The organism is Azospirillum sp. A1-3, assembly GCF_023806445.1.
Taxonomy (GTDB): domain Bacteria; phylum Pseudomonadota; class Alphaproteobacteria; order Azospirillales; family Azospirillaceae; genus Azospirillum.
Window position 1 is genome coordinate 333,320 of sequence record NZ_JAMSLU010000003.1, and the last position, 23,827, is coordinate 357,146.

General features: G+C 70.4%; 17 protein-coding genes. 13 read left to right on the forward strand and 4 right to left on the reverse strand.

Translation table 11 applies throughout. The features are described from left to right. Nucleotides 1-36 precede the first annotated feature (36 nt). The 12 genes from M5E06_RS19345 to M5E06_RS19400 all read left to right on the forward strand — a co-directional run bounded on the left by M5E06_RS19345 (nt 37) and on the right by M5E06_RS19400 (nt 16,650). Entirely contained in the window at nt 37-1,635 is a 1,599-nt protein-coding gene (locus M5E06_RS19345) for a glycosyltransferase (RefSeq protein ID WP_252139593.1), read from the forward strand. A 124-nt stretch (nt 1,636-1,759) separates the two neighbouring features. Beyond that, nucleotides 1,760-2,818, forward strand: coding sequence for a pseudaminic acid synthase (gene pseI / locus M5E06_RS19350; protein WP_252139594.1), 1,059 nt, complete (start codon nt 1,760-1,762; stop codon nt 2,816-2,818). After that, a complete protein-coding gene (locus M5E06_RS19355) occupies nt 2,811-3,557 on the forward strand; it encodes a cytidylyltransferase domain-containing protein (protein ID WP_252139595.1) in 747 nt (248 codons plus the stop codon). Before pseI ends, M5E06_RS19355 begins: the two co-directional genes overlap by 8 nt. Nucleotides 3,558-3,589: 32 nt before the next feature. Beyond that, a complete protein-coding gene (locus tag M5E06_RS19360) occupies nt 3,590-3,823 on the forward strand; it encodes an acyl carrier protein (RefSeq protein WP_109152628.1) in 234 nt (77 codons plus the stop codon). Between the two features lie 3 nt (nt 3,824-3,826). Beyond that, a complete protein-coding gene (locus M5E06_RS19365; protein ID WP_252139596.1) occupies nt 3,827-4,702 on the forward strand; it encodes an alpha/beta fold hydrolase in 876 nt (291 codons plus the stop codon). Further along, a complete protein-coding gene (locus tag M5E06_RS19370; protein ID WP_252139597.1) occupies nt 4,699-4,947 on the forward strand; it encodes a phosphopantetheine-binding protein in 249 nt (82 codons plus the stop codon). Before M5E06_RS19365 ends, M5E06_RS19370 begins: the two co-directional genes overlap by 4 nt. Continuing rightward, nucleotides 4,944-6,134, forward strand: a complete 1,191-nt coding sequence (locus M5E06_RS19375) for an AMP-binding protein (RefSeq protein WP_252139598.1) — start codon at nt 4,944-4,946, stop codon at nt 6,132-6,134. The genes M5E06_RS19370 and M5E06_RS19375 overlap by 4 nt, the downstream gene beginning before the upstream one ends. Further along, entirely contained in the window at nt 6,131-6,904 is a 774-nt protein-coding gene (locus M5E06_RS19380; RefSeq protein ID WP_252139599.1) for an SDR family NAD(P)-dependent oxidoreductase, read from the forward strand. Before M5E06_RS19375 ends, M5E06_RS19380 begins: the two co-directional genes overlap by 4 nt. A 39-nt stretch (nt 6,905-6,943) precedes the next feature. After that, a complete protein-coding gene (locus M5E06_RS19385; protein WP_252139600.1) occupies nt 6,944-8,002 on the forward strand; it encodes a 3-oxoacyl-ACP synthase III family protein in 1,059 nt (352 codons plus the stop codon). A gap of 200 nt (nt 8,003-8,202) precedes the next feature. Beyond that, nucleotides 8,203-10,065, forward strand: a complete 1,863-nt coding sequence (locus tag M5E06_RS19390) for a flagellin N-terminal helical domain-containing protein (protein WP_252139601.1) — start codon at nt 8,203-8,205, stop codon at nt 10,063-10,065. A gap of 142 nt (nt 10,066-10,207) precedes the next feature. Continuing rightward, nucleotides 10,208-10,672, forward strand: coding sequence for a flagellar biosynthesis repressor FlbT (locus tag M5E06_RS19395; RefSeq protein WP_252139602.1), 465 nt, complete (start codon nt 10,208-10,210; stop codon nt 10,670-10,672). Further along, nucleotides 10,669-16,650, forward strand: a complete 5,982-nt coding sequence (locus M5E06_RS19400) for a tetratricopeptide repeat protein (protein ID WP_252139603.1) — start codon at nt 10,669-10,671, stop codon at nt 16,648-16,650. The genes M5E06_RS19395 and M5E06_RS19400 overlap by 4 nt, the downstream gene beginning before the upstream one ends. Before the next feature lie 139 nt (nt 16,651-16,789). On the opposite strand, the gene M5E06_RS19405 is transcribed toward M5E06_RS19400, so the two are convergent. The 3 genes from M5E06_RS19405 to M5E06_RS19415 all read right to left on the reverse strand — a co-directional run bounded on the left by M5E06_RS19405 (nt 16,790) and on the right by M5E06_RS19415 (nt 21,464). Beyond that, nucleotides 16,790-16,969 carry a YdcH family protein gene (locus M5E06_RS19405; RefSeq protein ID WP_042694032.1) on the reverse strand — a complete coding sequence of 60 codons (180 nt, stop codon included), beginning with the start codon at nt 16,967-16,969 and terminating at the stop codon, nt 16,790-16,792. 233 nt (nt 16,970-17,202) lie between these two features. Beyond that, nucleotides 17,203-17,892, reverse strand: coding sequence for a tetratricopeptide repeat protein (locus M5E06_RS19410; protein ID WP_252139604.1), 690 nt, complete (start codon nt 17,890-17,892; stop codon nt 17,203-17,205). Then, nucleotides 17,892-21,464 (reverse strand): tetratricopeptide repeat protein, encoded by a 3,573-nt coding sequence (locus M5E06_RS19415; RefSeq protein ID WP_252139605.1) that lies wholly within the window; start codon nt 21,462-21,464, stop codon nt 17,892-17,894. The genes M5E06_RS19410 and M5E06_RS19415 overlap by 1 nt, the downstream gene beginning before the upstream one ends. Nucleotides 21,465-21,614: 150 nt before the next feature. Here M5E06_RS19415 and M5E06_RS19420 point away from each other — a divergent pair, with 150 nt between their 5' ends. Continuing rightward, a complete protein-coding gene (locus M5E06_RS19420; RefSeq protein WP_252139606.1) occupies nt 21,615-22,868 on the forward strand; it encodes a tetratricopeptide repeat protein in 1,254 nt (417 codons plus the stop codon). Here the strand turns inward: M5E06_RS19420 and M5E06_RS19425 are convergent. Beyond that, nucleotides 22,865-23,767 (reverse strand): tetratricopeptide repeat protein, encoded by a 903-nt coding sequence (locus tag M5E06_RS19425; RefSeq protein ID WP_252139607.1) that lies wholly within the window; start codon nt 23,765-23,767, stop codon nt 22,865-22,867. The genes M5E06_RS19420 and M5E06_RS19425 overlap by 4 nt on opposite strands. Nucleotides 23,768-23,827 lie beyond the last annotated feature (60 nt).

The following is a 23,827-nucleotide window of genomic DNA, read 5'->3' on the forward strand; positions in this document are numbered from 1 at the left end:
ACACACGGGAAGGCTGTCAGTCGAAAGGTCTAGAAGATGCCGGAAACGGTCCAATCCGACCGCGTGACCGCGGCTGCCGCCGCCATGATGGTTTATCTGACCGACCGGCAGTTCGACGCCGAGAAGATCAACCGGTTCACCGCGCTGTGCGAGGAGATCCGCCGCGATCTCGACCTCGACAGCCGTCTGGCGCTGGCCGAGCGGCTGGAGCGCGAGGCGCCGTCGAACGACAATGTCCGGCTCCGCTCGGTCCTGTTCCTGCTGACCGGCGATCTCTATCACTATGAACGCATTCTCCATTACCTGATCCTCGGCGGCGACAGCGCCGACCCGGCGGCGCTGCACTACACCCACTGGTGCATGTCGCGGCAGCTGTTCCTTGGTGCGGCCAGCGGTGACAAGCTGGCGAGCTTCGTGCCCTGCGACCAGTTCCGCTTCTACACCGCGATGGTCCGCCAGATCGCGCGGCGCTGGGGCCTGACGCCGCCGCGGGCGACCTTGCGCGACGGGCCGATTCGCCGTGTCGCGGTGGTGACCAACCAGTTCACCAACCAGGGCCATCAGCCGACCCGCGACTGCTTCGACTTCGCTGCCCGCATGCAGGACGAGTTCGGGCTGGATGTCGCCATCATCAACGTCAACGGCCTGCCGGCCCGAGTCGAGAGCGTCTTCATCCCGCCGATGGTGGCGGAGGTGGCCGCCGATCTGGAGGGCGTCTTTGCGCTGAGGATGTTCGGCCGGCAGGTCAAGGTCGCCTCCTTCACCCAGCCCGCCTTCAGCCAGGACAAGCTGCGCGTCATCGTGGAGGCCATCGACGGCTACGACCCCGACCTGATCGTGTCCTTCGGCGGGTCGAACATCGTCGCCGACCTGTTCGCCGACTCCTGCGCCCGGCCGGTGGTGGCGTTGCCCACCAGTTCCGGCATCACCCTGTCTTTGGCCCCGATCGTGCTTGGATTCGAGGAGCGCGACCACACCCTATCGATTCCGGCGCTGTATCGCGGCCCCTTCGCCCGCCGCTTCCGTCCCTTCACCTTCGGCTACACCCTGCCGCCGTCCGACGGAGTGCGCGTTAACACCGGCTTTGCCGACGGCACCCCCCTGTTCGCGGTGGTCGGCACCCGCCTGGACCAGGAGGTGACGGGGGAGGTTCTGCCGTTGCTGGACGACATTCTGGACCGCTGCCCCGATGCCGGTCTGGTGTTCGCCGGCGAGGTGCGGGACCTGCCGGCGCGCCTCGCGCCGTTGCGCAACGGCCAGCGCATGCGTTGCCTGGGCCATGTCCCCGACATCCGCGCGCTCTATGGCCTCTGCCGCGTCTTCCTCAACCCGCCGCGCCAGGGTGGCGGCGGCGGCGCGGCCTTCGCCCTGGCCGAAGGGGTGCCGGTGGTGACGTACGGCTGGGGCGACGGTGCGGTCGTCTCCGGTCCCGAATTCTGCGTGGCCGGCCGCGACGCCTTTGTGGAGCGTGCCGTGACGCTTGCCACCGATGCCACCGCACACGCCGCTGCCGGAGCCGCCGCGAAGGCGCGCTTCATCGAGATCGGCGACCGCAACCGCTGCGTCGAACGGCTGATTGCCTATGGCGAGGAGGCGCGGACCCTGCTGCGCGCCGAACGCGCCGGAGCGAATTAATCTTCCTTCACATTTTCGTGGAAGACTGATCCCCTCAGTCCCCAGACCATAAGCCCCTGGTCCCATGGAAAGCCGCCCCTTGCCGAACGCCGTCCCCAGCCTTCCTCCCCTCGGCCGTCCTCCCATGTCCATCGCCGGCCGCGCGATCGGCTGCGGCCATCCGCCCTACCTGATCGCGGAGATGTCGGGGAACCACAATGGCGACCTGGGTCGCGCCCTGGCGCTGGTGGAGGCGGCGAAGGAGGCGGGGGCCGACGCGGTCAAGCTGCAGACCTACACCGCCGACACCATCACCATCGCCCATGACGGTCCGGGCTTCCGGCTGGAGGGCGGGCTGTGGGGCGGGCGCACCCTGCACGACCTCTACCGCGAGGCCCACACGCCCTGGGAGTGGCATTTCCCGCTGTTCGAGCGGGCGCGGGCGCTGGGCCTGACCATCTTCAGCTCCCCCTTTGATGAGACCGCCATCGAACTGCTGGAGGAACTGGACGCCCCGGCCTTCAAGATCGCGTCCTTCGAGCTGATCGATCTGCCGCTGATCCGCCGCGCCGCCCGCTCCGGCAAGCCGCTGATCATCTCCACCGGCCTTGCCACGCTGGGCGAGATCGAGGAGGCGGTGGCGGCGGCCGGCGACGTGCCGCTGGCCCTGCTGCATTGCGTCAGCGGCTATCCCACCCCGCCGGAGGACTGCAACCTCCGCACCATCCCTCATCTGGCCCAGACCTTCGCCGGCGTCACCGCCGGCCTGTCCGACCACAGCCAGGGCATCGCCGTGCCGGTCGCCGCCGCTGCGATGGGCGCCACCATCATCGAGAAGCACTTCACCCTGTCGCGCGCCGACGGCGGGGTCGACAGCGCCTTTTCCCTGGAACCGGCGGAGTTCAAGGCGATGGCCGACGCCGTGCGCGCGGCGACCGCCGCAATGGGCCGGGTCGACTATACGGTCAAGCCCAGCGAGGTTGGCGGGCGCGACTACCGCCGCTCCCTCTATGTCGTCGCCGACGTGGAGGCGGGAGAGCCGCTGACCGCCGCCAATGTCCGCTCCATCCGTCCCGGCTTCGGTATGGCGCCCAAGCATCTGCCGGACGTGCTCGGTCGCCGCGCCATCCGCCGCCTGAGCCGGGGAGAGCCGCTGTCCTGGGACATGCTGGCGCCCCCGACGCAGGAGGACCGGCATGGATAAACCGCGCGTCGTCGCCATTTCGCAGGCCCGGATGACCTCCACCCGGCTGCCGGGCAAGGTACTGATGCCGGCCGCCGGCCGGCCGCTGCTGGCCCACCATCTGGAGCGGCTGTCCCGCGCGTCCGGCCTGGATGCGGTGGTGCTGGCGACGACGGTGAACGCCACCGACGATCCGGTGGCGGAGTGCGCGCAGAGCCTCGGCATCACCGTCTTTCGGGGTGACGAGCAGGACGTGCTGGGCCGCTTCGCCGGTGCTGCGGCACTGGCCGGGGCCGATCTGGTGGTGCGTGTCACCGCCGACTGCCCGCTGATCGACCCGGCGCTGGTCGGTCGCCTGATCGCCGCCTTCCAGGCAGGCCAGCCGCTGGATTACCTGTCGATCGACAGCACCCGCTATCCACGCGGGCTGGATGCCGAGATCTTCCCGCGCCGCCTGCTGGACGAGGCGGCCACCACCGCCACCGACCCGGCGGAGCGGGAGCATGTCACCCCCTACATCTACCGCCGCCCCGACCGTTTCCGGCTGGGGACGGCGCTGGTGCCCGACGCGCCGGTGGAGCCTGCCGACCAGCGCTGGTGCGTGGACGAGCCCGCAGACTACGAGTTGGTGCGCCGCCTGCTGGAGGCGTTGGTGCCGTCCAACCCCGGTTTCGGCTGGCAGGATTGTTGCAAAACTCTTCGCGACCACCCCGATTGGGTGGACATCAACCGTTCGGTCCGGCAAAAGACGCTGCACTGATCCGGTCCCGGTTCGACCAAGGAGAAAAGCTTATGGATCGCAATGAATTCCTTCTCGCTCTTGACGAGATGCTCGAACTGGATCCCGGCACGCTGACCGGCGACGAGTCCCTGGAATCGCTGGAGGCCTGGGATTCGCTGGCGGTCATCAGCTTCATCGCGCTGGTGGACGAGAAGACCGGCGTGGTCGTCGAAGGGGAGAAGCTGGCCAAGGCGAAGACGGTCGCCGACCTGCTGGCCCTGGCGGGTGCCCCGGTCGCGGCCTGACCGGTGCCGGTTCCCGTTTCCCGGCCTGTATCCGAAGGCAGCCGCCTGCGCGCCGGTGTCGCCACCGTCGCCGGCGGCCCTGCCGCCTACCTGTCGGTCGGCAGCGGCGGCGTGCCCGTCCTGCTTCTGCATGGCTTCGCCGGCGACCGCCTGACTTGGCAGTTCAATCTGTCGGCCTTGTCGGCCCGGCGGCGCGCCATCGCCGTCGACCTGCCGGGCCATGGCGGATCGACGCCGGATGTCGGCAGTGGCCGGGTCGCCGATTTCGCCCCCTGGCTGGTCGAGTTCCTCGACGGGCTGGAACTGCCGCGGGTGCATCTGGTTGGCCATTCGATGGGCGGCTATGTCGCGCGCGAACTGGCCGGGCTGGTGCCCGATCGGGTGGCGAGCCTAACCCTGCTGTCCAGCGCCGGGCTCGGCACACCCTTCGACCTGAACTTCCTGCGCCGGGCCATTGCGCCGGCGGACGTGGCGGAGGGGCGTGCCTGCGCCGAACGGCTGTTCGCCGGTCCGTCGCCGCTGATCTCCCGCTTCGGCGAGGTGCTGCACGCCCAGAGCGCCGACCCGGTCCGCCGCGCCGGGCTGGAGCGGATCATCGAGGAGTCCTTCGCCGACCATGCCGATGGCGGCGGGCCACCGGTGGACTGGAGCGCCTATCCGATGCCGGTCCAGGTGCTGTGGGGACGCGAGGACCGCATCATCCCGCTGCCGCCCGCCGACCGGCTGCCGCCGGACGCCCCGTTCCGAGTCTTCGACAATGCCGGCCACCTGCCGCACATCGAGGCCGCCAGCCCGGTGACCGCCGCCATCCGGGCCTTCCTGGACGGCTGCGACGATACCCAAGCCGGGCGCCCACTCCCTGAGCCGACCAGACCATGACCGACAGCATCTTCGCCCTGATCGCCGAGGAACTCGACCGCATCGCCGCCGACAAAGGGGAAGTGCTACCGCCCTTAACGGCGGACAGCCGTTTCCTCGACGGCGATCTGCCGATCGACTCGCTCGACCTCGCCACGCTGCTGGTGGTGCTGGAACAACGCACCGGCCAGGACCCCTTCCGCGAAGGCTTCCGTCAGTTCACCACCGTCGGCGAACTGGCGGCGCTCTACACCGTTTCTGCATGACGGGCCGCCGCCCAGACTGGATCCATCCCGCCTTCCGCCTGATCGAAGGGGAGGAGGTCTTCGGCTGGGCAGATCTCGCCGCGTTGCAGATGCCGGCGGGCGGGGTCGTGCAGGCCGACCGGCCGTCGCGTGTGCTGGCGGCGCTGGCCGCTGCGGAGGTGGCGGGGCAGGGGGTTCTGCTGGCCCGAGGCGGTGCGGAGTCCGCAGGCTGGCAGCCGGGACAGGGCTTCTCCGTCACGCTGGAAAGCTCCGGCACCACCGGCACGCCCAAGCGCCTGCGCCATGAGTTCACCCGCCTGCGCGGCCGGCTGCGCGGCCGGCTGCGCGGCGTGGCGGAGGAGGGCGCGCGCTGGCTGCTGACCTATGATCCGGGCGCTTTCGCCGGCCTGCAGGTGATGCTGACCGCCGCCGCGGCCGGGGCGGTTCTGATTGCCGTGCCCGGTTCTGGTGCGGGAACGATCGCCGCACTGGCGCAGGCGGCGCGGCGCCATGCCGTGACCCATGTCAGCGGCACGCCCAGCTTCTGGCGCGCCTTCCTGATGGCGCTGGGCGATGCGGACCTGCCGCTGGCCGCGGTGACGCTGGGGGGCGAGGCCGCCGACCAGCCGCTTCTCGACCGGCTGGCGGAGCGGTTTCCCCAGGCCCGGCTTCGCCACATCTACGCCTCGACCGAGGCAGGGGCGCTGTTCGCCGTCGCCGATGGGCGGGCCGGCTTTCCGGCGGCCTGGCTGGACGCGGCGCCCGACGGGCTGGATCTGCGCATCGCCGACGGGGTGCTGGAGGTGCGCAGCCCGCGCGCGGCACCGGGTGCGGTCGATGCCGACGGCTGGCTATCCACCGGGGACCTCGTGGAACGCCGGGGCGACCGGGTGCTGTTCGCCGGGCGGCTCGACGGGTTGGTCAATGTCGGCGGGGTGAAGGTCTCGCCGGAGGCGGTGGAGCGGTGCCTGCTGACGGTCGACGGGGTGGCGGATGCCGCGGTCGTCGCGGTGCCGAGCCCGATCACCGGCCATCTCCTGACCGCCACCATCGTTCCGGTCCCGGGCGCCGATGAGTCCGCCCTTCGCGTTGCCCTGCGCGCCGCCACCGCCGACCTGCCGCCGGCCGCCCGGCCGCGCGCCCTGACCTTCGCCGACCATATCCCGCTGAGCGCCGCCGGCAAGAAGAGCCGAAAGGGATCCCAATGACCGCGTCAGCCCCCGCCTCAACCGCAATTGCGCCGAAGCGCCACGTCATCGTCACCGGCGGCAGCCGCGGCCTCGGCCTTGCGCTGGTGGAGGCGTTGCTGGCCGACGGCTATCGGGTCTCCACCTGCAGCCGCTCCTCCTCCGACGCGCTGGAGCGGCTGGCTGGTCCCGACCTGTTCTGGCACCCCTGCCGCATCGGCGACGGCGACGAGGTGCGCGCCTTCTTCGATGCGGCCATCGCCTGGGGTGGTGAGGCGCCGCTGTGGGGGCTGGTCAACAATGCGGGCATCGCCCGCGAAGGCGTGCTGGCGACCTTCCCGGAGGTGGATGCGGATGCGGTGATCCAGACCAATCTGACCGGCGCGCTCCAGGCCGCCCGCGCCTTCCTGCGGGCCAAGCTGACAGCGCGGGGGGAAGGTGCCCGCGGCGGGCGGATCGTCAACATTTCCTCCATCATCGGCCAGCGCGGCTATGTCGGGCTCGCCGCCTATTCGGCGTCGAAGGCCGGGCTGGACGGGCTGACCCGGGCGTTGGCCCGGGAAGTCGGACGGCGGGCGATCACCGTCAACTCGGTAGCGCCGGGCTATCTCGACACTGAGATGTCGGGCACTTTGTCGGACGGGCAGCGCGACCAGATCGTCCGCCGCACGCCGCTGGGCCGGCTCGGCACCGCGGCGGACGTGGTTCCGCTGGTCCGTTTCCTGCTGGGCGACGGCGGCGGTTTCATCACGGGACAGACCCTTACGGTGGACGGCGGCATCACCTGCTGAGGCCGCAAGAGACGCTGTAGGAAAATGGGGGAGGCGGAGATGGTCGCCAGCCGGATCGACGGGGTGGGCGTGCGCGGCGTCGTCGGCTGCGTGCCGGAAGGGCGCGAGACGGTCGGGGATCTCGCCCGCCGTTTCGGCGAGGATGCGGCCCGCAAGATCGCCGCCGCCACCGGGATCGAGGAGCGGCGGATCGTCGCATCCGGGCAATGCACCAGCGACCTTGCGGAGGCCGCCGCCCGCCGGCTGCTCGACGGTCTGGGCTGGGAGCCGGGCAGCATCGACCTGCTGGTCCTGGTGACCCAGACCCACGACCAGACGCTGCCGGGCACCGCCTCCCTCCTGCACCGGCGGCTCGGGCTGCGCAAGGGAGCGGCGGTGCTCGACATCACCCACGGCTGTTCCGGTTTCGTCTATGGGCTGTGGGCGGCGGCGGGGCTGCTGAAGGCGGCCGGGCGGCGGGCGCTGCTGCTGGTCGGCGACACCACCTCGCGGCTGGTCGATCCGGAGGATCGCGCCGTGGCGCCGCTGTTCGGCGACGGCGCCGCCGCGATCGCCCTGGAACTGGACGACGCGGCCTCGCCCATGGCGTTCGACCTGGGAAGCGATGGCGCCGGTGCGCCCTATCTGGCGGCGGACGGCGGCGCGATGCGCCATCCCGACCGTCCGCCGCGCCTGTTCATGGACGGAACGCAGGTCTTCGCCTTCACTCTGCGCGAGGTGCCGGGCAGCGTCCGCGCCGTGCTGGAGTGTGCCGGCTGGACCACGGACATGGTCGACCACCTCGTCCTGCACCAGGCCAACGCGCAAATGATCCGCCATCTCGGCCAGAAACTGGGGGTTTCCGCCGATCGCACCGTCGTCGCCCTGCGGGAGGTCGGCAACACCAGTTCCGCCTCCATCCCGCTGGCGTTGGCCGGTTCGCTGGCGGAACCGCTGGCCTCGGGCTGCCGCCGGCTGTTGCTGTCGGGCTTCGGCGTCGGCTGGTCCTGGGGCAGCGCGGCGCTCGCCGTCGGACCGCTGGCGGTGTGCGAAACGGTTGTCCTGTCCGGCAGGAAATGCCCGGCAGAATCTGCCGCCCCGGCAAGCCCTGCCCCCTGACCGGCAGAATTTGCCGGCAGGTGGGCAAAATTTGCCGGGTGCATTCCTGCCCACCGGTATGGATTACCAAGGAAACCCGGCAAATTTGAACTGGCCCGCTTCTTGCCTACCCCTTTGGCGGGGGAATTAGTCCCCTTCCGGGTCAAGCGTTCCGAAATCGGTGCGCGTCCGGACATTGATCCTCCAAAGGAGTGGCTATCATGGCTGGCAACGTTACCCTCTCTTCGTCCATGCGGACCAACCTGCTGCAGCTGCAAAGCACGCAGGAACAGATCAACAAGAAACAGAACATCCTGTCGACGGGCAACAAGGTCAACACCGCCCTCGACGGCCCGACCGCCTTCTTCTCGGCCAAGGGTCTGAACCAGCGCGCCGGCGACCTGACGTCGCTGAAGGACGCGATGGGTCAGTCGATCAGCACCATCCAGGCCGCCGACAAGGGCCTGACCGCCATCGACTCCATGGTCGACCAGGCCAAGGGCCTGACCACCGCCGCCTACGCGGCCCTGGGCAACGACGCCGCCTCCATCGCCACCCGCAAGTCGCTGGCTTCGCAGTTCAACACGCTGCGCGGACAGATCGACAAGCTGGCCGCCGACAGCGGTTACGGCGGTAAGAACCTGATCGCCGGCAACGGCCTCAGCATGGACAGCACCGCCTCGTCCCGTGCCGCCGTCAACACCATCGTCGGCGTCGACAACGCCCGCGTCACCAACGTGCAGGCGCCGGACACCTACTCGATCCGCATCAAGGGCGACGGCTCGATCGAGGGCAAGACCTCCGACATCAATTCGGCCGAGAATGCGCACGGCCTGACCGGCCTGAAGCTGTCGGGCACCATTTCCAGCACATCGGGCAGCTTCTCCAACGTCCAGATCGAGGTGCGCGGCGCCAACGGCCGCAGCCGTGACATCATCGTGTCGGACGGCAACGAGAGCCGGACGACCTCCTACTTCGACAACACGCAGACGACCTCCACCAACCTGAAGCAGGCGGCGACGTCGGCACAGCCCCAGATCTCCACGGTGAACGTCAGCGGCACCATCGAAGAAGGCGACATCTTCTCGATCACGGTGGAAGGCCAGACCTTCAGCTACACCGCCACCAGCGGCGACGTCGCCGTCGGCCAGAACGCCGCCAAGAACGTCGCGACCAACCTGAAGAACTCGATCAGCAGCGCCATCTCGGGCAGCGGCCGTCTGGCCGGCAAGGATGTCGCCTCCGCCGCCATCGGCGGCAGCGGCACCATCACCCTGACCGGCAACACCACGAGCGGCGTGGTGCGCGACTTCTCCCTGACCTCCAGCACGACCAACGCGCTGACCAAGAAGATCTCGGAGAGCTTCGCGTCGGGCACCATCGTGTCCTTCACGGTCGATCGTCGCCTGATGGAAGCGGCGAACAACCAGGGCAACGGCATCTCGACCATCGAGAAGAAGGTCGACCTGCAAATCCAGGTCACCAACTCCAACGGCGCCCAGGTCACCCGCGACGGCATGAGCGATCAGGGCGACGGCAAGCTCGCGAGCGGCGACCAGGCCTTCGCCTTCGACAGCGGCACGGTCCATATGAACGTCGACGCCAAGACCATCAAGCAGGCTGCTTCGAGCAACTGCTCGGCCAACATCGTCACCAAGCAGATCTCCGACGCCAACTCGTCGAACGACATCACCGTCCAGCTCAACGAGACGAACACCAATTCGATCACGGTGAACGCGGTGAACCTGACCACCAGCGGTCAGGGTCTGAAGCTCGACGAAGCGCAGAACGACTGGACGGATCGCAAGGACATCGACAAGGCGGTCGCCGGTCTCGACAATGCCAAGTCGACGATCCGCTCCGCGTCGCAGTCGCTGTCGACCAACCTGAACATCATCACGACCCGCGAGAACTTCACCAAGGAGTTCAGCGACGTGCTGACGGAAGGCGCCAGCAAGCTGACGCTGGCCGACCAGAACGAGGAAGGCGCCAGCCTGCTGATGCTGCAGACCCGGCAGCAGTTGGGTACCATCGCCCTCTCGCTGGCAAACCAGTCGCAGCAGTCGATCCTGCGCCTGTTCTAAGGCGTAGAGTTCGGACGGCAAGTTCGGGTAGGATCACGCCCGGCGGGCGGCGGCATCAGGCCGCCGCCCGTTTCTTTTTTGGGCCGGACCGGGCCGGCAAAGGCCGGACGGCGACGGCCCGCAAGCCCCGGGTTCCTCACTCATGCCACTCAAGTTCGTGCTTCGTCCCAACGAGAAGGTCATCATCAACGGTGCCGTCATCGGTGCCGGGGACCGTCCGGGCTCGTTCTTCCTTTACAACACCGCCAATTTCCTGCGTGGACGCGAGGTGCTGAAGGAAGAGCAGATCGACTGTATCGAGAAGAAACTCTATTTCGTCATTCAGCTCGTCTACATCTTCCCGGAAGACTCGACGCTGAACCTTCAGCGCTTCGCCTCCATTCTCGACGAAACGCGCGAGGCGCGGCCCGACGCCGCCAAGACGCTGGATGAGATCACGCGACTGGTCGAAGGCCGGAACTACTACCGGGCGCTCAAACTCTGCCGCAAACTGTTCAGGACGGCGGACGGCGCGGTGGTCGATGACGGTGCCGAGCAGATCGGCGCCGAACAGATCGGCGGTGGCGCCGACGACGACGACACCCCGACGACAGACCGGATGCCGTGACCGCCGCTGATCTGCTCGACGCCGCATTGCCGCTGCACCGCGCCGGCCGCCTCGCCGAGGCGCTGGCGCTGTATCGCCGGATCCTGATCGACGATCCGGCGCATGCCGACGCGCTGCACCTGTCGGCCATGATCGCCTACCAGACCGGCCGGACCGCCGAGGCACTTTCCGGACTGGGGGCGGCCCTGGCGCTGCAGCCGCGCTTTCCCACCGCCTACAACAGCCTCGGCAATGTCCTGGCCGATCTGAACATGCCGGAGGAGGCGCTTGCCGCCTATGCGGTCGCGATCAGGCAGAACGACCGCTATGTCGAGGCCTATGGCAACCGCGCCACCGTGCTTCAGCACCTCGGCCGGCGGGAAGAGGCGGCGGACTCCTATGCCCGCGCGCTGACCTTCGACCCCGACAATCTGACCGCCCGTTTCAACTACGGCATCCTCCAGCGGGAAATGGGCCGGATCGCGCCGGCGGCCAATGCCTTCTACGCGGTGGTCCAGGCCGATCCGTCGCGGTCCGCCGCCTGGCGGCATCTGGCGATCTGCTTGCGCGGACTGGGCCACCCGGATGCGGAGGCCTGCCTGCGCCGTGCGCTGGAGGCTGTCCCGGCGGACGAGGAACTGTCGCTGGAACTGGGCGTGCTGCTGAATGGCCGGGGCGACCATGGGGAAGCCTGCGGCGTTCTCACCCCGGCGGTCGCGGCGCATCCCGGCAATGCGCAGTTGCACTTCACCTTCGGCACCGCTCTGCAGGGCATGGGGCGGCTGCGTGAGGCGGTCGCGCAGTTCCGCCTTGCGTTGGACCGCGAACCGACGATGCAGGGCGCCTGCAACAATCTGGGCGTGGCCCTGCTCGAACTCGGGATGACCGGCGAAGCCGTCCCGGTGCTGCGCCGGGCGTTGGCCCTCAGCCCCGACGACGCCGTGGCGGTCAACAACCACGGGACGTCGCTGGAGGATCGCTACGACCCCGCCTGCGATTTCGAACGGCCGGCACGGTGGTACCGGCGCGCCCTGCGCCTTCGGCCCGACTACGGGAAGGCCCTGGTCAATCTCGCCGGCACCCACATCGGCATGCGGGAGACCGGCCGCGCCGAGCATCTCTGTCGGCGTGCCGCGGCGGCCGACCCCCGAAGCGTCGACGCCTTTTCCAATCTCGCCGGCCTGCTTCTCGAGCGCGACGACACCGCCGGGGCGGTGCGTCTGTACCAGCGCGCCTTGGCGGTCGACGCCGGGAACCCGACCGCATTGACCGGCTACGGCCTTGCCCTGCAGATTCTCGGCCGTATCGGGGAGGCGGAGGCGGCCCATCGGCGCGCGCTGGAGATCGACGGCAACAATGCGGAGGCCGCGGGCAATCTCGGCATGATGATCTGGCAATACCGCCAGGACCACGCGGCGGCCGAGCCCTTCATGAACCTCGCCCTGTCGGTCAATCCATCACTCGGCACGGCGCACCTCAACCGCGGCATGATGCGCCTCACCCGCGGCGATCTCGCCGGCGGGTGGGAGGGATATCGCTGGCGTTTCCGGGCCAAGGGGTATGTGAACCGCCGGATCGCCGCCCCGCTGTGGCGCGGCGAGGAGCCCGGCGGCAGTCGCCTGCTGGTGTGGCGTGAGCAAGGGGTCGGTGACGAGATCCTGTTCGCCTCCTGCTATCCGGCGTTGATCGCGCGCACCGGGCATGTGGTGATCGAATGCGACCGGCGTCTGGTGCCGTTGTTCGCACGCTCCTTTCCCCGGGCGACCGTTCGGGCGGAATCGGTCGATGCCGCCGGCCGGGAGACGATTCACTCGCCGGACCGGCCGCCGGGCGTCGATTTCCATGTGCCGGCCGGCAACCTGCCGGAGTTGTTGCGCGGCAGCCTGTCCGCCTTCGAGCCGCAGGACCCCTGGCTGGCGGCGGACCCGGCACTGGTGGAGCGCTGGCGGGCGCGGCTGGCGGCGCTGGGGCCCGGCTTGCGGATCGGCATCGGCTGGCGCAGCCAGCTGATGACCGCCGAGCGCAAGGCCGCCTACGTGCTGCTGGAGCATTGGGGACCGCTGTTCGCCGTCCCCGGACTGGTGTTCGTCAACCTACAATATGGCGACTGCGAGTCGGAACTGCGGGCGGCGGAAGAGCGTTTCGGCGTCACCATCCACCGCTGGGCCGACCTGGACCTGAAGGACGATTTCGACGGCACGGCTGCACTGACCGCCAACCTGGATCTGGTGATCTCGCCGGCGATGTCGGCGGGGGAGCTGGCGGGTGCATTGGGTGTGCCGGTCTGGCGTTTCGGCACCCGCGACTGGACGCAGCTGGGCACCGGCGTCCGGCCCTGGTTCCCGACCATGCGCCTGTTCCAGCCCAGGCCGGGCGAGGGTCTGGAGGCCACGCTCGTCCGAATGGCGCAGGAGTTGGCGCGCGCGGCGTCCTGCAAGCCTCCGGTGCGCTTTCCGGTCCCCAATGCGGACGGAAGGCCGGGAAGCGAGGCTGACAGACTGACGGCGGATGCCGTCGCCCATTACCGCGCCGGTGACGCGGCGGCGGCGGACACCCTGGTGCGGCAGGTGCTTGACGCGGCACCCGGTCATCCGGTCGCCTTGCATCTGGCCGGTGTGCTGGCGAAGCGACGCGGAGCATTGGAGGAGGCGCAGGCCCTGCTGGTCCGCGCCGTCGCCGCCGACCCGCTCAATGCCTCCGCCCATGCCGCGTTGAGCGAGGTCTACCAGGGGTTGGGCCGCTTCGATGCGGCCGAGCGGGCGTCGCGCGCCTGCGTCGCGGTGCAGCCCGACGGCGTCGGGCACTGGGTCAACCGGACCGCGCTGCTGCGCCGCATGGAGCTGGATGGGGAGGCGCGGTCCGCCGTTGCCCATGCGCTGCGCCTGCGCCCTGATCTGGCGCCTGCCCACGGCCACCGTGCCGAACTGGCGGTGCGTCCCGAGGATGCAGTGGCAGCCCATCGCATCGCGGTCGCCCTGATGCCGGGGGCCGCCGATATGCTCAGCAACCTCGGCACCGCTCTCCACAAGCTCGAGCGTTTCACCGAGGCCGCGCGCACGGCGGACCGCGCGACCCGCAGCAATCCCAGCCTCGCCGTCGCCTGGACCAACCTGGGCAACAGCCTGGAAGCGCTGGGCAGGGTCGCGGAGGCGGAGGCCTGCCACCGCACCGCGATCGACCTCGACCCGGCGCTTGCCGAGGCCCATGGCAATCTGGCCTATCTGCTGAAGCGGCAAAGCCGGCATGAGGAGGCGCTGGTCGCCTTCGATGCGGCCCTGCAGGCCGATCCCAAGCATGCGCAGTCCCATTTCAACCGCGCGCTCCTGCTTCTGGAGACCGGCCTCCTTCGCTCGGGCTGGAACGGCTACGACTGGCGCTTCGGCACACCGGCGTTGCGGAACTTCCGGCGCCGACTGTCCATGCGGGCTTGGCGCGGCGAGAACATCGCCGGGCGGCGCCTGCTGGTGTGGCGGGAGCAGGGCGTTGGCGACGAATTCCTCTTCGCCTCCTGCTATGGCGAGGCGATGCGGCGCGCCGGCCGTCTGGTGATCGAGTGCGACCACCGGCTGGTGCGGCTGTTCGCGCGCTCCTTCCCCGATGCCGATGTCCGCCCGGAAAGCACCGACCCGCGCGACGCCGATGTCCAGATCGCCGCCGGCAGCCTGCCGCGCCTGCTGCGCACCGAGTTGAAGCGCTTCCCCGAACGGCCCTCCTGGCTGGTGCCGGACCCAGTGCTGGTGGAGCGCTGGCGGGAGCGGCTGGCGGCGCTGGGGCCGGGCTTGCGGATCGGCATCGGCTGGCGCAGCCAGCTGATGACGGCCGATCGCAAGGCCGCCTACGTGCTGCTGGAACATTGGGGTCCGCTGTTCGTCATCCCCGGACTGGTGTTCGTTAACCTGCAATATGGCGACTGCGAGGCCGAGTTGCGGGCGGCGGAAGAGCGTTTCGGCGTGACCATCCACCGCTGGGCCGACCTGGACCTGAAGGACGATTTCGACGGCACGGCGGCGCTCACGGCGAACCTGGATCTGGTGATCTCGCCGGCAATGTCGGCGGGGGAGCTGGCGGGTGCGCTGGGTGTGCCGGTCTGGCGCTTCGGCACCCGCGATTGGACGCAGCTGGGCACCGGCGTCCGGCCCTGGTTCCCATCGATGCGCCTGTTCCAGCCCAATCCCGGCGAGGGGCTGGAGGCGGCTCTGGTCCAGATGGCGAAGCTGTTGCGGGCCACCGCATCGCCGCGCGGGAGGGGGGGGACGCCTGCCGGGGGGCCTGCCGGGGCAGGGGATGGCGAGACCACGGACCCCGACCCGGACCGGCTTCTGGAGCAGGCGGTCGCCGCCCATCGTGCCGGTTCCTTCGCCGCGGCAGCCCCCCTTTACGAGCGCGTTCTGGCCCACCGCCCGCGGGATCCGGTGGCGCTCCATCTGTCTGGCCTGCTCGCTCACCAGACGGGTAGGCCGGAACGCGGCGAAGCGCGCATCGCCGCGGCGGTCGCCGCCGCCCCGGAGTATGCGACGGCGCATATCAGCCTGGGGAACGTTCGTCTGGCTCTCGGACGGGCAGGACCGGCCGCCGCCGGCTTCCGGACCGCCCTGGCGCTCCAGCCCGGCAATGCCGCGGCCCTGACCAACCTCGGCAATGCGCTCGACGCGCTGGAGCGGAGCGGGGCCGCCGTGCCGCTCCACCGGCGGGCGACCGCCGCCGACCCCGACCTTGCGGAGGCGTATGACAATCTGGGCGCGGCCCTCGCCCGGCTCGGTCGCTGGGGCGAGGCGGAGCGGGCGCATGCCCAGGCGCTCCGGCGGGCACCGGCGCTGGAGGCTGGGTGGGTGAACCTGTCGGTGGCGCTGCGGCGCCTTGGCCGGCCGGACGCCGCGGAGCGGGCGGGCCGCCGCGCCCTGGCGCTCGCCCCCGCCCTGGCCGACGGAATGGCGAACCGCGGCCGGCTGCTGCGCGAGATGGGAGATGACGGCGCGGCGGTCGTGTGGTGCGGCCGTGCGCTGGCGGCTGAACCGGGCCACGCGGCGGCGGCCTTCAATGCCGGGGTTCTCGATCTCACCGCCGGCCGGCTGGCGCAGGGATGGGAAGGCTATGACCGGCGGTTCGACACGCGCGACCTCACGTCCGCCGCCCGCTGCCCGGCCGTCCCGCTCTGGACGGGCGGCGACCTGTCGGGCAGGCGCCTGCTGGTCTGGCGCGAGCAGGGGATCGGCGACGAGCTGATGTTCGCCCAGCGCCTGCCCGAACTGATCGCCCGCGCCGGCCGGCGGGGGGGGCGCATCGTGGTGGAATGCGACCCGCGCTTCGTCCCGCTGTTCGCCCGCTCCTTCCCGCAGGCGACGGTAAGGGCGGTACCGGCCACGCCGTCCGAACCGGTGCCGGATGTCGATTGCCATGTCCCTATCGGATCGCTGTCGCGCCATCTGGGCGCCTCCCTGGCGGGCTTCGCCGGGCTGGAACCTGCTTTGCGTGCCGATCTGGCGGCTGTCGACGGCTGGCGTCGGCGGCTGGCCGGACTGGGAGAGGGCTTGCGGGTCGGCATCGCCTGGCGCAGCGGCCAACTCGATCCGGACCGCATGCCCGACTATACGCGCATCGAGGATTGGCGGCCGGTGCTGACCCTGCCGGGGCTTATTCCGGTCAATCTGCAATATGGCGACTGCGAGGCCGAACTGGCTGTGGCACGGGACGCGTTCGGCCGTGCGCCGCATGCCTTCCCCGATCTCGACCTGCGCGACGACCTCGACGGCACGGCGGCGCTGATGTCGGCCCTGGATCTGGTGATCGCGCCCGCCACCTCCACTGGAGAGCTGGCGGCGGCGCTGGGCGTGCCGGTCTGGCGGCTGGCACGGACGGGCGACTGGACGACGCTCGGCACCGCGGTGCGGCCCTGGTTCCCGTCGATGCGTCTGTTCCGGACCGGCCCCGGCCAACGGGTCGCCGATCTGCTGCCGGCGGTGGCGGCGGAGCTTGCGCGTCCCGGTCGGGCCATCGGCTGAAAGAAGCTGGCCATCAAAAAATTGGGCATCAAAAAAGCCGGCCATCAAAAAAGCCGGGTGAGGCGATCCGCCTCAACCCGGCCTTTTCAAACCCCTGTTCAAGGGTGGTGTCTGAAGGTCGATGCTGTGATTGGGGGGATTAATTCATCGGGCCGGTGCGCGTCAGGCGGTCGATCTCTTCCTTGACGTGCAGCTTTTCGAGCTTGAGGCGCTTCACTGCGCTCTCATCCGGCCAGGAGCGCTTTTCCTCGTCGAGGATCGCCCGGTCCAGGCGCATGTGCTTGTCTTGCAGAGACGAAAGGCGAGCTTCAGTGTGCATGAGTCGCTCTCCATAGGATCAGTCCGCGTCCCGCCGCAATGTGACGGGCCGGTGACAACAGTGTTCACTCATCCGAAGCGCCGAACAACCCTAATCTTGCGTTTTATGCGGTCAAACCATGCGAAAAAATGCCCCAACCGTTCAGACGTATGACAGTGGGTCGCAGGGGTGGGGTCTTGAAATCATTTCGCGCAACACCATCCGGAGGTCAGCTGACCCTTTGAACCAAAGGGTTATGTCGCTGGTGGCGGTCCCCCCGCGCCGATGGCGGCGATGATGGCGGAGAGCGACCGGCGCGCCTCCGCGTGGCCGGGCTGAATCACCAGCGCATGGCGATACCAGCCAGCCGCCTCGCCGCTGCGCCCCATCCGCTGGAGAAGCCCGGCCAGCCGCAAGGCGACCGACGGGACCGTCGGGTCGAGGCGGGCGGATCGGCGCAGGGCCTCCACCGCCTCGTCCGCGAGGCCGATGCCGTCCAGCGCGACGCCCCACTGGTGAAGCACCGCCGGACCGGCCCCGACCAGCGCCGCCCGGCCATAGGCGGTGGCCGCCGCAGCGGCATGCCCGCCCTCGCGCTCGGCATGTCCCAGCCCTTCAAGCGCCGTCAGCATGGCGGGGGCGAGCGCGAGGGCGTGGCGGAAACGGCCGGCCGCCGCCTCGGGTCGGCGCAATGCGCGCAGAATCTTGCCATGGTTGACCGCCGCCTCGGTCTCCGTCGGATCCTGCGCCAGCGCCCGGCGGAGCAGCCCGTCGGCCTCCCCCAGCCGGCCGAGCTGGGCCACCAGCAAACCGGCCCGGTGCAGAGCCTCCACCTCGGCCGGCTCGATGCAGAGGATGCGGCGGTAGAGCCCTTCCGCCTCTTCGAATTCGCCGGTCTGGTGACGGTCGAACGCTTCGGCAAGCAGGGCGCGAAGGTCGGTCATCAGGCCGGAGCCAGTTCCGCCAGCGCGCGCACCGCCTGCCGGGCGGCGGCGGCCAGTCCGTCGCCGAGGGGAGGCTGGACCAGCCGCATCGACGGGAACCAGGGCCGTACGTCCGTTCCCATCTGCGTCCAGTCGCGGGTGCCGAGCCGCCAGACCGGGACGCCCAAGGCGCCGGCCAACTCCCCAACCGCCGTGGCCGGCGAGATCACCAGATCCAGGTTGGCGATCAGGGCCGCCACCCCTTCGAAATCGTCCTTCAGGTCCAGGTCGTCCCAGCGGTGCAGACGGCGCGTTGCCGTTTCCACCTGCGCCAGTTCGGCGCGGCAGTCGCCATATTGCAGCATGACCACGCTGATGCCGGCCAGATCGAGCAGCGCGGTCCAGTTGGCCAGACCGGTATAGGCGGCGGCGCGCTGGGCGGTGACGATCTGGCTGCGCCATGTCAGCCCCACCTTCAGGCCGGGCAGGGCGGCCAGCCGGTCGCGCCACAGGGCGAGACGGCCGGGATCGGGGCGCAGATAGGCCGGACGGACGGGAAAGCGGTCCACCCGGTCGCGGACCAGGGCGGGCAGGGTGCCGGCCGGGATCTGCAGATCGCAATCCGGCGGGTCCACCGTCTCCCGCCCGGTGGCGTCCGCCGTCTCTGCCCGCACCGTGACCCAGGGGAAGGAGCGGGCGAACAGGCTGACCAGACGCCGGTCGCATTCGACCGTGACCGGACCGTCGAGCCCCCGCAGGGCGTCGAAGCAGGAGGCGAACAGGATCTCGTCGCCCACCCCCTGTTCCGACCAGGCCAGCAGCAGCCGGCCCCGCAACGGCTCCCCCGTCCAGACCGGCCGGTCGATGCGGCGTGCCCGCTGCAGCTGACTGGCGGAGAAGCGGCGGCCATAGCCGGCCCAGCCCTCGGCGATCCGTCCGTCGGCAAGGTCCAGCAGGCCGAGGTTCCAGGCCGCCAGCGCGAAGTCCGGGTAGATCCGCAGCGCGCGGCGCAGATGGGTCTTCGCCTCCTCCAGACGGCCCGCCAGCGTGGCCATGGTGGCGAGGTTGTTGCCGGCGTCGGCGGATCCGGGCTGCAAGGCCAGCGCCCGGCGGTAATGGCCGTTCGCCTCCGCCATGCGCCCCATCAGCTCGCAGGCATGGCCGAGATTGGCATGGGCCGGCAGATGCTCCGGCTGGAGGGCGATGCAGCGGCGATGCAGCTTCACGGCCTCCTCCACCCGCCCGCAGGTCTGGTGAACGAGGCCCAGATGGGTCAGCGCCTCGGCAAAGGCGGGGTGCAGGGCCAGCGCGCGGGTGAAGGCGCGGGCAGAGTCGGCATGGCGCTTGTCGGCTTCCTGCACCAGTCCCAGATGGTTCCAGGCCTGGGGGAAGGCCGGATCGGTCCGCAACGCTGCGCCGATCAGGGCGAGCGCCTCGTCGTTCCGTCCGGTCTGGTGCATCAGCAATCCCAGAAGATGCAGCGCATCGGCATGGCCGGGCGCTTCTCGTCTGGGATCGGCCGCGATGGCGGCGCGATAGGCGGCCTCCGCCTCCGTCAGCCGGCCGGCGCGGTGAAGGTCGGCGGCCCGGTTCAGCAGAGCGTCGAAATCGGCTTCCAACTCGGGCTCGGGCTCGGGCTCGGGCTCCGGCGACGCCGCGACCACCGGTACGGACTCCGGCACCGGTCCTGGCGTGGTGGCCCGCAAGGTGTCCGCCATCGCCCGGATCGTCGCTTCCAGCCCCTCGCCGCTGTTGGGCTGGAATAGGCGCATCGATGGGAACCAGGGGCGTGTGCCGGTGCCCAGTTGCGTCCAATCGCGGGTGCCGAAGCGCCAGACCGGCACGCCCAGCGCACCCGCCAGCTCCCCCGCCGACATCGCCGGCGAGATCACCAGATCCAAGTTCGCCGTGAGCGCCGCCGTGCCGTCGAAATCGTCCTTCAGGTCCAGGTCGGCCCAGCGGTGGATGGTCACGCCGAAACGCACCTCCGCCGCCCGCAGTTCCGCCTCGCAGTCGCCATATTGCAGGTTGACGAACACCAGCCCGGGGACGGCGAACAGCGGACCCCAATGTTCCAGCAGCACATAGGCGGCCTTGCGCTCCACCGTCATCAACTGGCTGCGCCAGCCGATGCCGATCCGCAAGCCGGGCCCCAGCGCCGCCAGCCGTTCCCGCCAGCGCTCCACCAGCCCCGGGTCCGCCGCCAGCCAAGGGCCTTGCGGTTCGAAGGCGGACAGGCTGCCGCGCAGCAGCTCCGGCAGGTCGCCGGCGGAAATTTGCAGGTCGCAGTCGGGCGGAACGATGGTTTCGCGAGGGATCTCGCTGAAAGCGTCACCGGTGCAGCTTTCGGCCCGCACCGTGGCCTTGGGGAAGGAGCGGCGGAACAGCGGAACCAGACGCGGATCGCATTCGATGGTGACCGGCCCGCCCGCCCAGGCGACGACGTCCGGATAGCAGGACGCGAAGAGAAATTCGTCGCCCACCCCCTGCTCGCGCCACACCAGCAGCCGCTTGCCGCGCAACAGCTGTCCACCCCAGCGCGGGATGTCGAAGCGCCGGTCGGGCAGCGTCTCTCCGGCGGCGAAGCGCCGCTCATACCCCGCCCAGCCGCGCGTCAGGTCGCCGTGGTGCAGCGCCAGGAGCGACAGGTTGTAGGTCGCGGTGGCAAGGTTGGGCTGCTGGGCCAGCGCCTCTTCGAAGCAGGCCGTCGCCTCGTCAAAGCGCCCCTGTGCCTGCAGCGCGTTGCCGAGGTTATATCGCGCCTCCACGAACTCCGGATGAAGCTCCAGCGCCTGCCGGTGGCACAGTTCCGCCTGATCGGGACGGCCCAGCCGCTTCAGCACGCTGCCGAGATTGTTCAGCGCCGCGCTGTGGCGCGGGTTGCGCTTCAGCGCCTGACGATAGGCGATTTCCGCGCTTTCCAGGGCGCCCTTCTGCTGCAGGACGGCGCCCAGATTGTAGTGGGCGGTGGCGTCGTCCGGACGGTGCCGGGTCACCAGCCGGTGCTGGGCGACGGCCTCGTCCAGCCGTCCGCTCATCGCCAGCGCATCGCCCAGGTTGTTGTGCGCCTCCGCCATGCCCGGCACCAGCCGCACGGCGTGGTCCAGCGCCGTCACCGCATCGCCATGGCGACGGTGCGCGGTGTGGCCGTTGCCGAGATTGTACCAGGCCTTGGCATAGTCGGGCTTCAGCGCCAGCGCGGCGGCGAAGGCCCGTTCCGCCTCGTCATGGCGGCCGAGGACGGCCAGGGCGTTGCCCAGATTGTGCCGGCGCTGCGCCCCTTGCGGGTCCAGAGTGGCGGCGTTTCGGTGGGCCTGCACCGCGTCGGCCGGCCGGCCGGCGGCGGACAGCGCGCTGCCCAGATTGTCCCAATAGTCGGCGACGCCCTTCGCCTGCGCCAGCGCCTTGCCGATCTGGGTCACCGCCTCGTCCGCACGACCCGACTGCAGGGCCACCACTCCCAGCAGATGCAGGGCGTCGGCATTGCGCGGCTCCGCCGCCAGCACCGCGCGATAGCCGCGCTCCGCCTCGGCGAGGCGCCCGGCCTGATGGTGTGCCACGGCCTGCGCCAGCATGTTGGTGTGCTTCGCCACGTTCCGGCCCCGTCCCTGACTGTCCGCACCCTCAAAGGGAGTGCCATCATCGGGGGATCACGGTAAAGATGCCATTGATAAAGATGACATTGATGTCGGCGGCAAATCGGCCGGTGCAGGCGCCGGCGACGGGAAAGAGGAGAGCACGCGATGGCAGGGTCACGCTTGTCCTTGCGCGGTGGACTGCGGGGAGCCGCCCTGCCGCCGGCGATTAGGCTCAGCCGGCAGGCGGACGGGCTGGCATCGGCCGGCGACGCGGCGGGGGCGGAGCCGCTCTATGCGCGGGCGCTGGAGGCCGATCCGACCCTGGCGGGGACCCATAACAACCACGGCAACGCCCTGCGCGCTCTCGGCCGCCTGCAGGAGGCCGCCGCCGCCTACCGCGCCGCCGTCGCCCATGGCCTGCATGAGGGGATGGCGCACTACAACCTCGGCTCCGTCCTGCGGCAGGCGGAGCGGCATGGCGAGGCCGACGATGCGTTCCGCCAGTCCTTGGCGCTGCGGCCGGACCATGCGGAGGCGTGGAACAACCGCGGGAACCTGCTGCGCGATCTCGGCCGCTTCGGCGAGGCGGCGATGGGTTACCGGCGGGCACTGGCCCTGCGGCCGGACTGGGCCGACGCCCACGACAATCTCGGCGCCGTGCTCTATCTGCTGCACGAGCAGGGCGGGGTGGAGGAAGCGGCGGCGCTGGCCCGGCTGTGGCGGCGCGACCATCCCGCCAACCCGCTGGCCCGCCACATCGGCGCCGCTATCGCCGGGGAGGAGGCCGATGCGCGCGCCCCCGACGACTATGTGCGCCAGACCTTCGACCTGTTCGCCGAGGAGTTCGACCGCAAGCTGGCGGAGTTGGATTACCGCGCGCCGTCGCTGCTCGCCGGCCTGCTGGCGGAGGAGGAGCGGCGCAGCGGCCTGGACGTGCTCGACGCCGGCTGCGGCACCGGGCTGTGCGCCGCCTCGCTCCGGCCCTATGCCCGCCGGCTGGTCGGCGTCGACCTGTCGGACGGCATGCTGGACCGCGCCCGCGCCCGCGGGCTGTATGACGATCTGCAGGCGGCCGAACTGGTCGGTTTCCTCGCCGAGCGGCCGGGCGCCTTCGACCTCGTCATTGCCGCCGACGTCTTCTGTTACTTCGGTGTCCTGGACGAGGCGTTCGCCGCCGCCCGCGCGGCGCTTCGCCCCGGCGGCCGGCTGGCCTTCACGGTGGAGGAGTTGGAGCCAGCCGACGGACGGCCGCACCGCGTCGCCACCCACGGCCGCTATGCCCATGCCGAGGCTTATATCCGGGCGGCGGTGGCGGGTGCCGGGCTCGCGATCCGGCGCTGCGACCATGACCGGCTGCGCTACGAAAGCGGCGAGCCGGTGATGGGGCTGGTGGTGCTGGCGGAACGGCCCGCCGCTTAGCGGGGCCGGCGCGGCCGGCGGGGGGACAGCGGTTTCGGCGCCTGTGTCGATTGGGGCGGGGCCGGCGGCGGTTGGGTCAGCGCATCGGCCTCTTCGCCACGGCCCAGCGCCCGCAAGGCCAGGGCCAGCGTGTCGCGTGGTGCGGGATGGGCCGGGTCGATGCGCACGGCGTGGCGCAGCGGGGCCAGGGCCGCCTCCGCCCGGTTGGTGGCGGCAAGCGCGATGCCGAGGTTGAGCGCGGCCGACAGGAAATCCGGCACCAGCGCCAGCGCGTTGCGGAAGGCGACCACCGAATCCGCGCGCAGCCCGGCGGCGAACAGGGCATTGCCCAGCAGGAAGGCGATGTCGGCATCGCGCGGGTCGAGCGCGGCGGCCCGGATCAGGTCGGCCAGGGCCGGAGTCACCTGCCCCGATTCCAGCCGCAACCGCCCGCGTGCGTGCAGCAGGTCGGTCAGCTTTTCCCGCGCCGGATCCAGCGCCGGCTCGATCCGTAAGGCGCGTTCCAGCAACGCGGCGGTGGCGTCGACGGCCGCCGCATCGCCGCGGCCGTGGCGGGCGAAGGCGCGGTCGGTCCAGGCTTCCGCGAAGTCGGGGCGCAGGGCCAACGCGCGGCGATAGCCCAACTCCGCCTCGTCCAGGCGATCCAGGCCGCGCAGCAGGTTGGCGCGGTTGGCGTGGATGTCCGCCGCCTCCGGCCGTAGGGCCAGCGCCTTGTCGATCAGCGTCAGGCCGAACTCGCCGCGGCCGATCTGGCCGGCCAGGACGCCGAGGTAATGCAGAGCATCCGGCTGTTCCGGCTCGGCATCGAGGATGCGGGTGTAGAGCTCCTGCGCCTCGCCGAAGCGGCCGGCAAGATGAAGGTCGAGCGCCAGCGTCAAGGCTTCGAGGATCGTGGCCATGACTCAACGCTTTAGGACGGCCGATGCCGTCGCTGCAAGCCTGCCCGCGCGGAAACCCGG

What these genes read in the sequence shown, in the direction of transcription:
- M5E06_RS19410 (WP_252139604.1), bottom strand. Translation starts at nt 17,892, where the DNA reads ATGACCGACCTTCGCGCCCTGCTTGCCGAAGCGTTCGACCGTCACCAG.
- M5E06_RS19355 (WP_252139595.1), top strand. Translation starts at nt 2,811, where the DNA reads ATGGATAAACCGCGCGTCGTCGCCATTTCGCAGGCCCGGATGACCTCC.
- M5E06_RS19380 (WP_252139599.1), top strand. Translation starts at nt 6,131, where the DNA reads ATGACCGCGTCAGCCCCCGCCTCAACCGCAATTGCGCCGAAGCGCCAC.
- M5E06_RS19390 (WP_252139601.1), top strand. Translation starts at nt 8,203, where the DNA reads ATGGCTGGCAACGTTACCCTCTCTTCGTCCATGCGGACCAACCTGCTG.
- M5E06_RS19420 (WP_252139606.1), top strand. Translation starts at nt 21,615, where the DNA reads ATGGCAGGGTCACGCTTGTCCTTGCGCGGTGGACTGCGGGGAGCCGCC.
- M5E06_RS19370 (WP_252139597.1), top strand. Translation starts at nt 4,699, where the DNA reads ATGACCGACAGCATCTTCGCCCTGATCGCCGAGGAACTCGACCGCATC.
- M5E06_RS19425 (WP_252139607.1), bottom strand. Translation starts at nt 23,767, where the DNA reads ATGGCCACGATCCTCGAAGCCTTGACGCTGGCGCTCGACCTTCATCTT.
- M5E06_RS19395 (WP_252139602.1), top strand. Translation starts at nt 10,208, where the DNA reads ATGCCACTCAAGTTCGTGCTTCGTCCCAACGAGAAGGTCATCATCAAC.
- M5E06_RS19375 (WP_252139598.1), top strand. Translation starts at nt 4,944, where the DNA reads ATGACGGGCCGCCGCCCAGACTGGATCCATCCCGCCTTCCGCCTGATC.
- M5E06_RS19385 (WP_252139600.1), top strand. Translation starts at nt 6,944, where the DNA reads ATGGTCGCCAGCCGGATCGACGGGGTGGGCGTGCGCGGCGTCGTCGGC.
- pseI (WP_252139594.1), top strand. Translation starts at nt 1,760, where the DNA reads ATGTCCATCGCCGGCCGCGCGATCGGCTGCGGCCATCCGCCCTACCTG.
- M5E06_RS19345 (WP_252139593.1), top strand. Translation starts at nt 37, where the DNA reads ATGCCGGAAACGGTCCAATCCGACCGCGTGACCGCGGCTGCCGCCGCC.
- M5E06_RS19405 (WP_042694032.1), bottom strand. Translation starts at nt 16,969, where the DNA reads ATGCACACTGAAGCTCGCCTTTCGTCTCTGCAAGACAAGCACATGCGC.
- M5E06_RS19360 (WP_109152628.1), top strand. Translation starts at nt 3,590, where the DNA reads ATGGATCGCAATGAATTCCTTCTCGCTCTTGACGAGATGCTCGAACTG.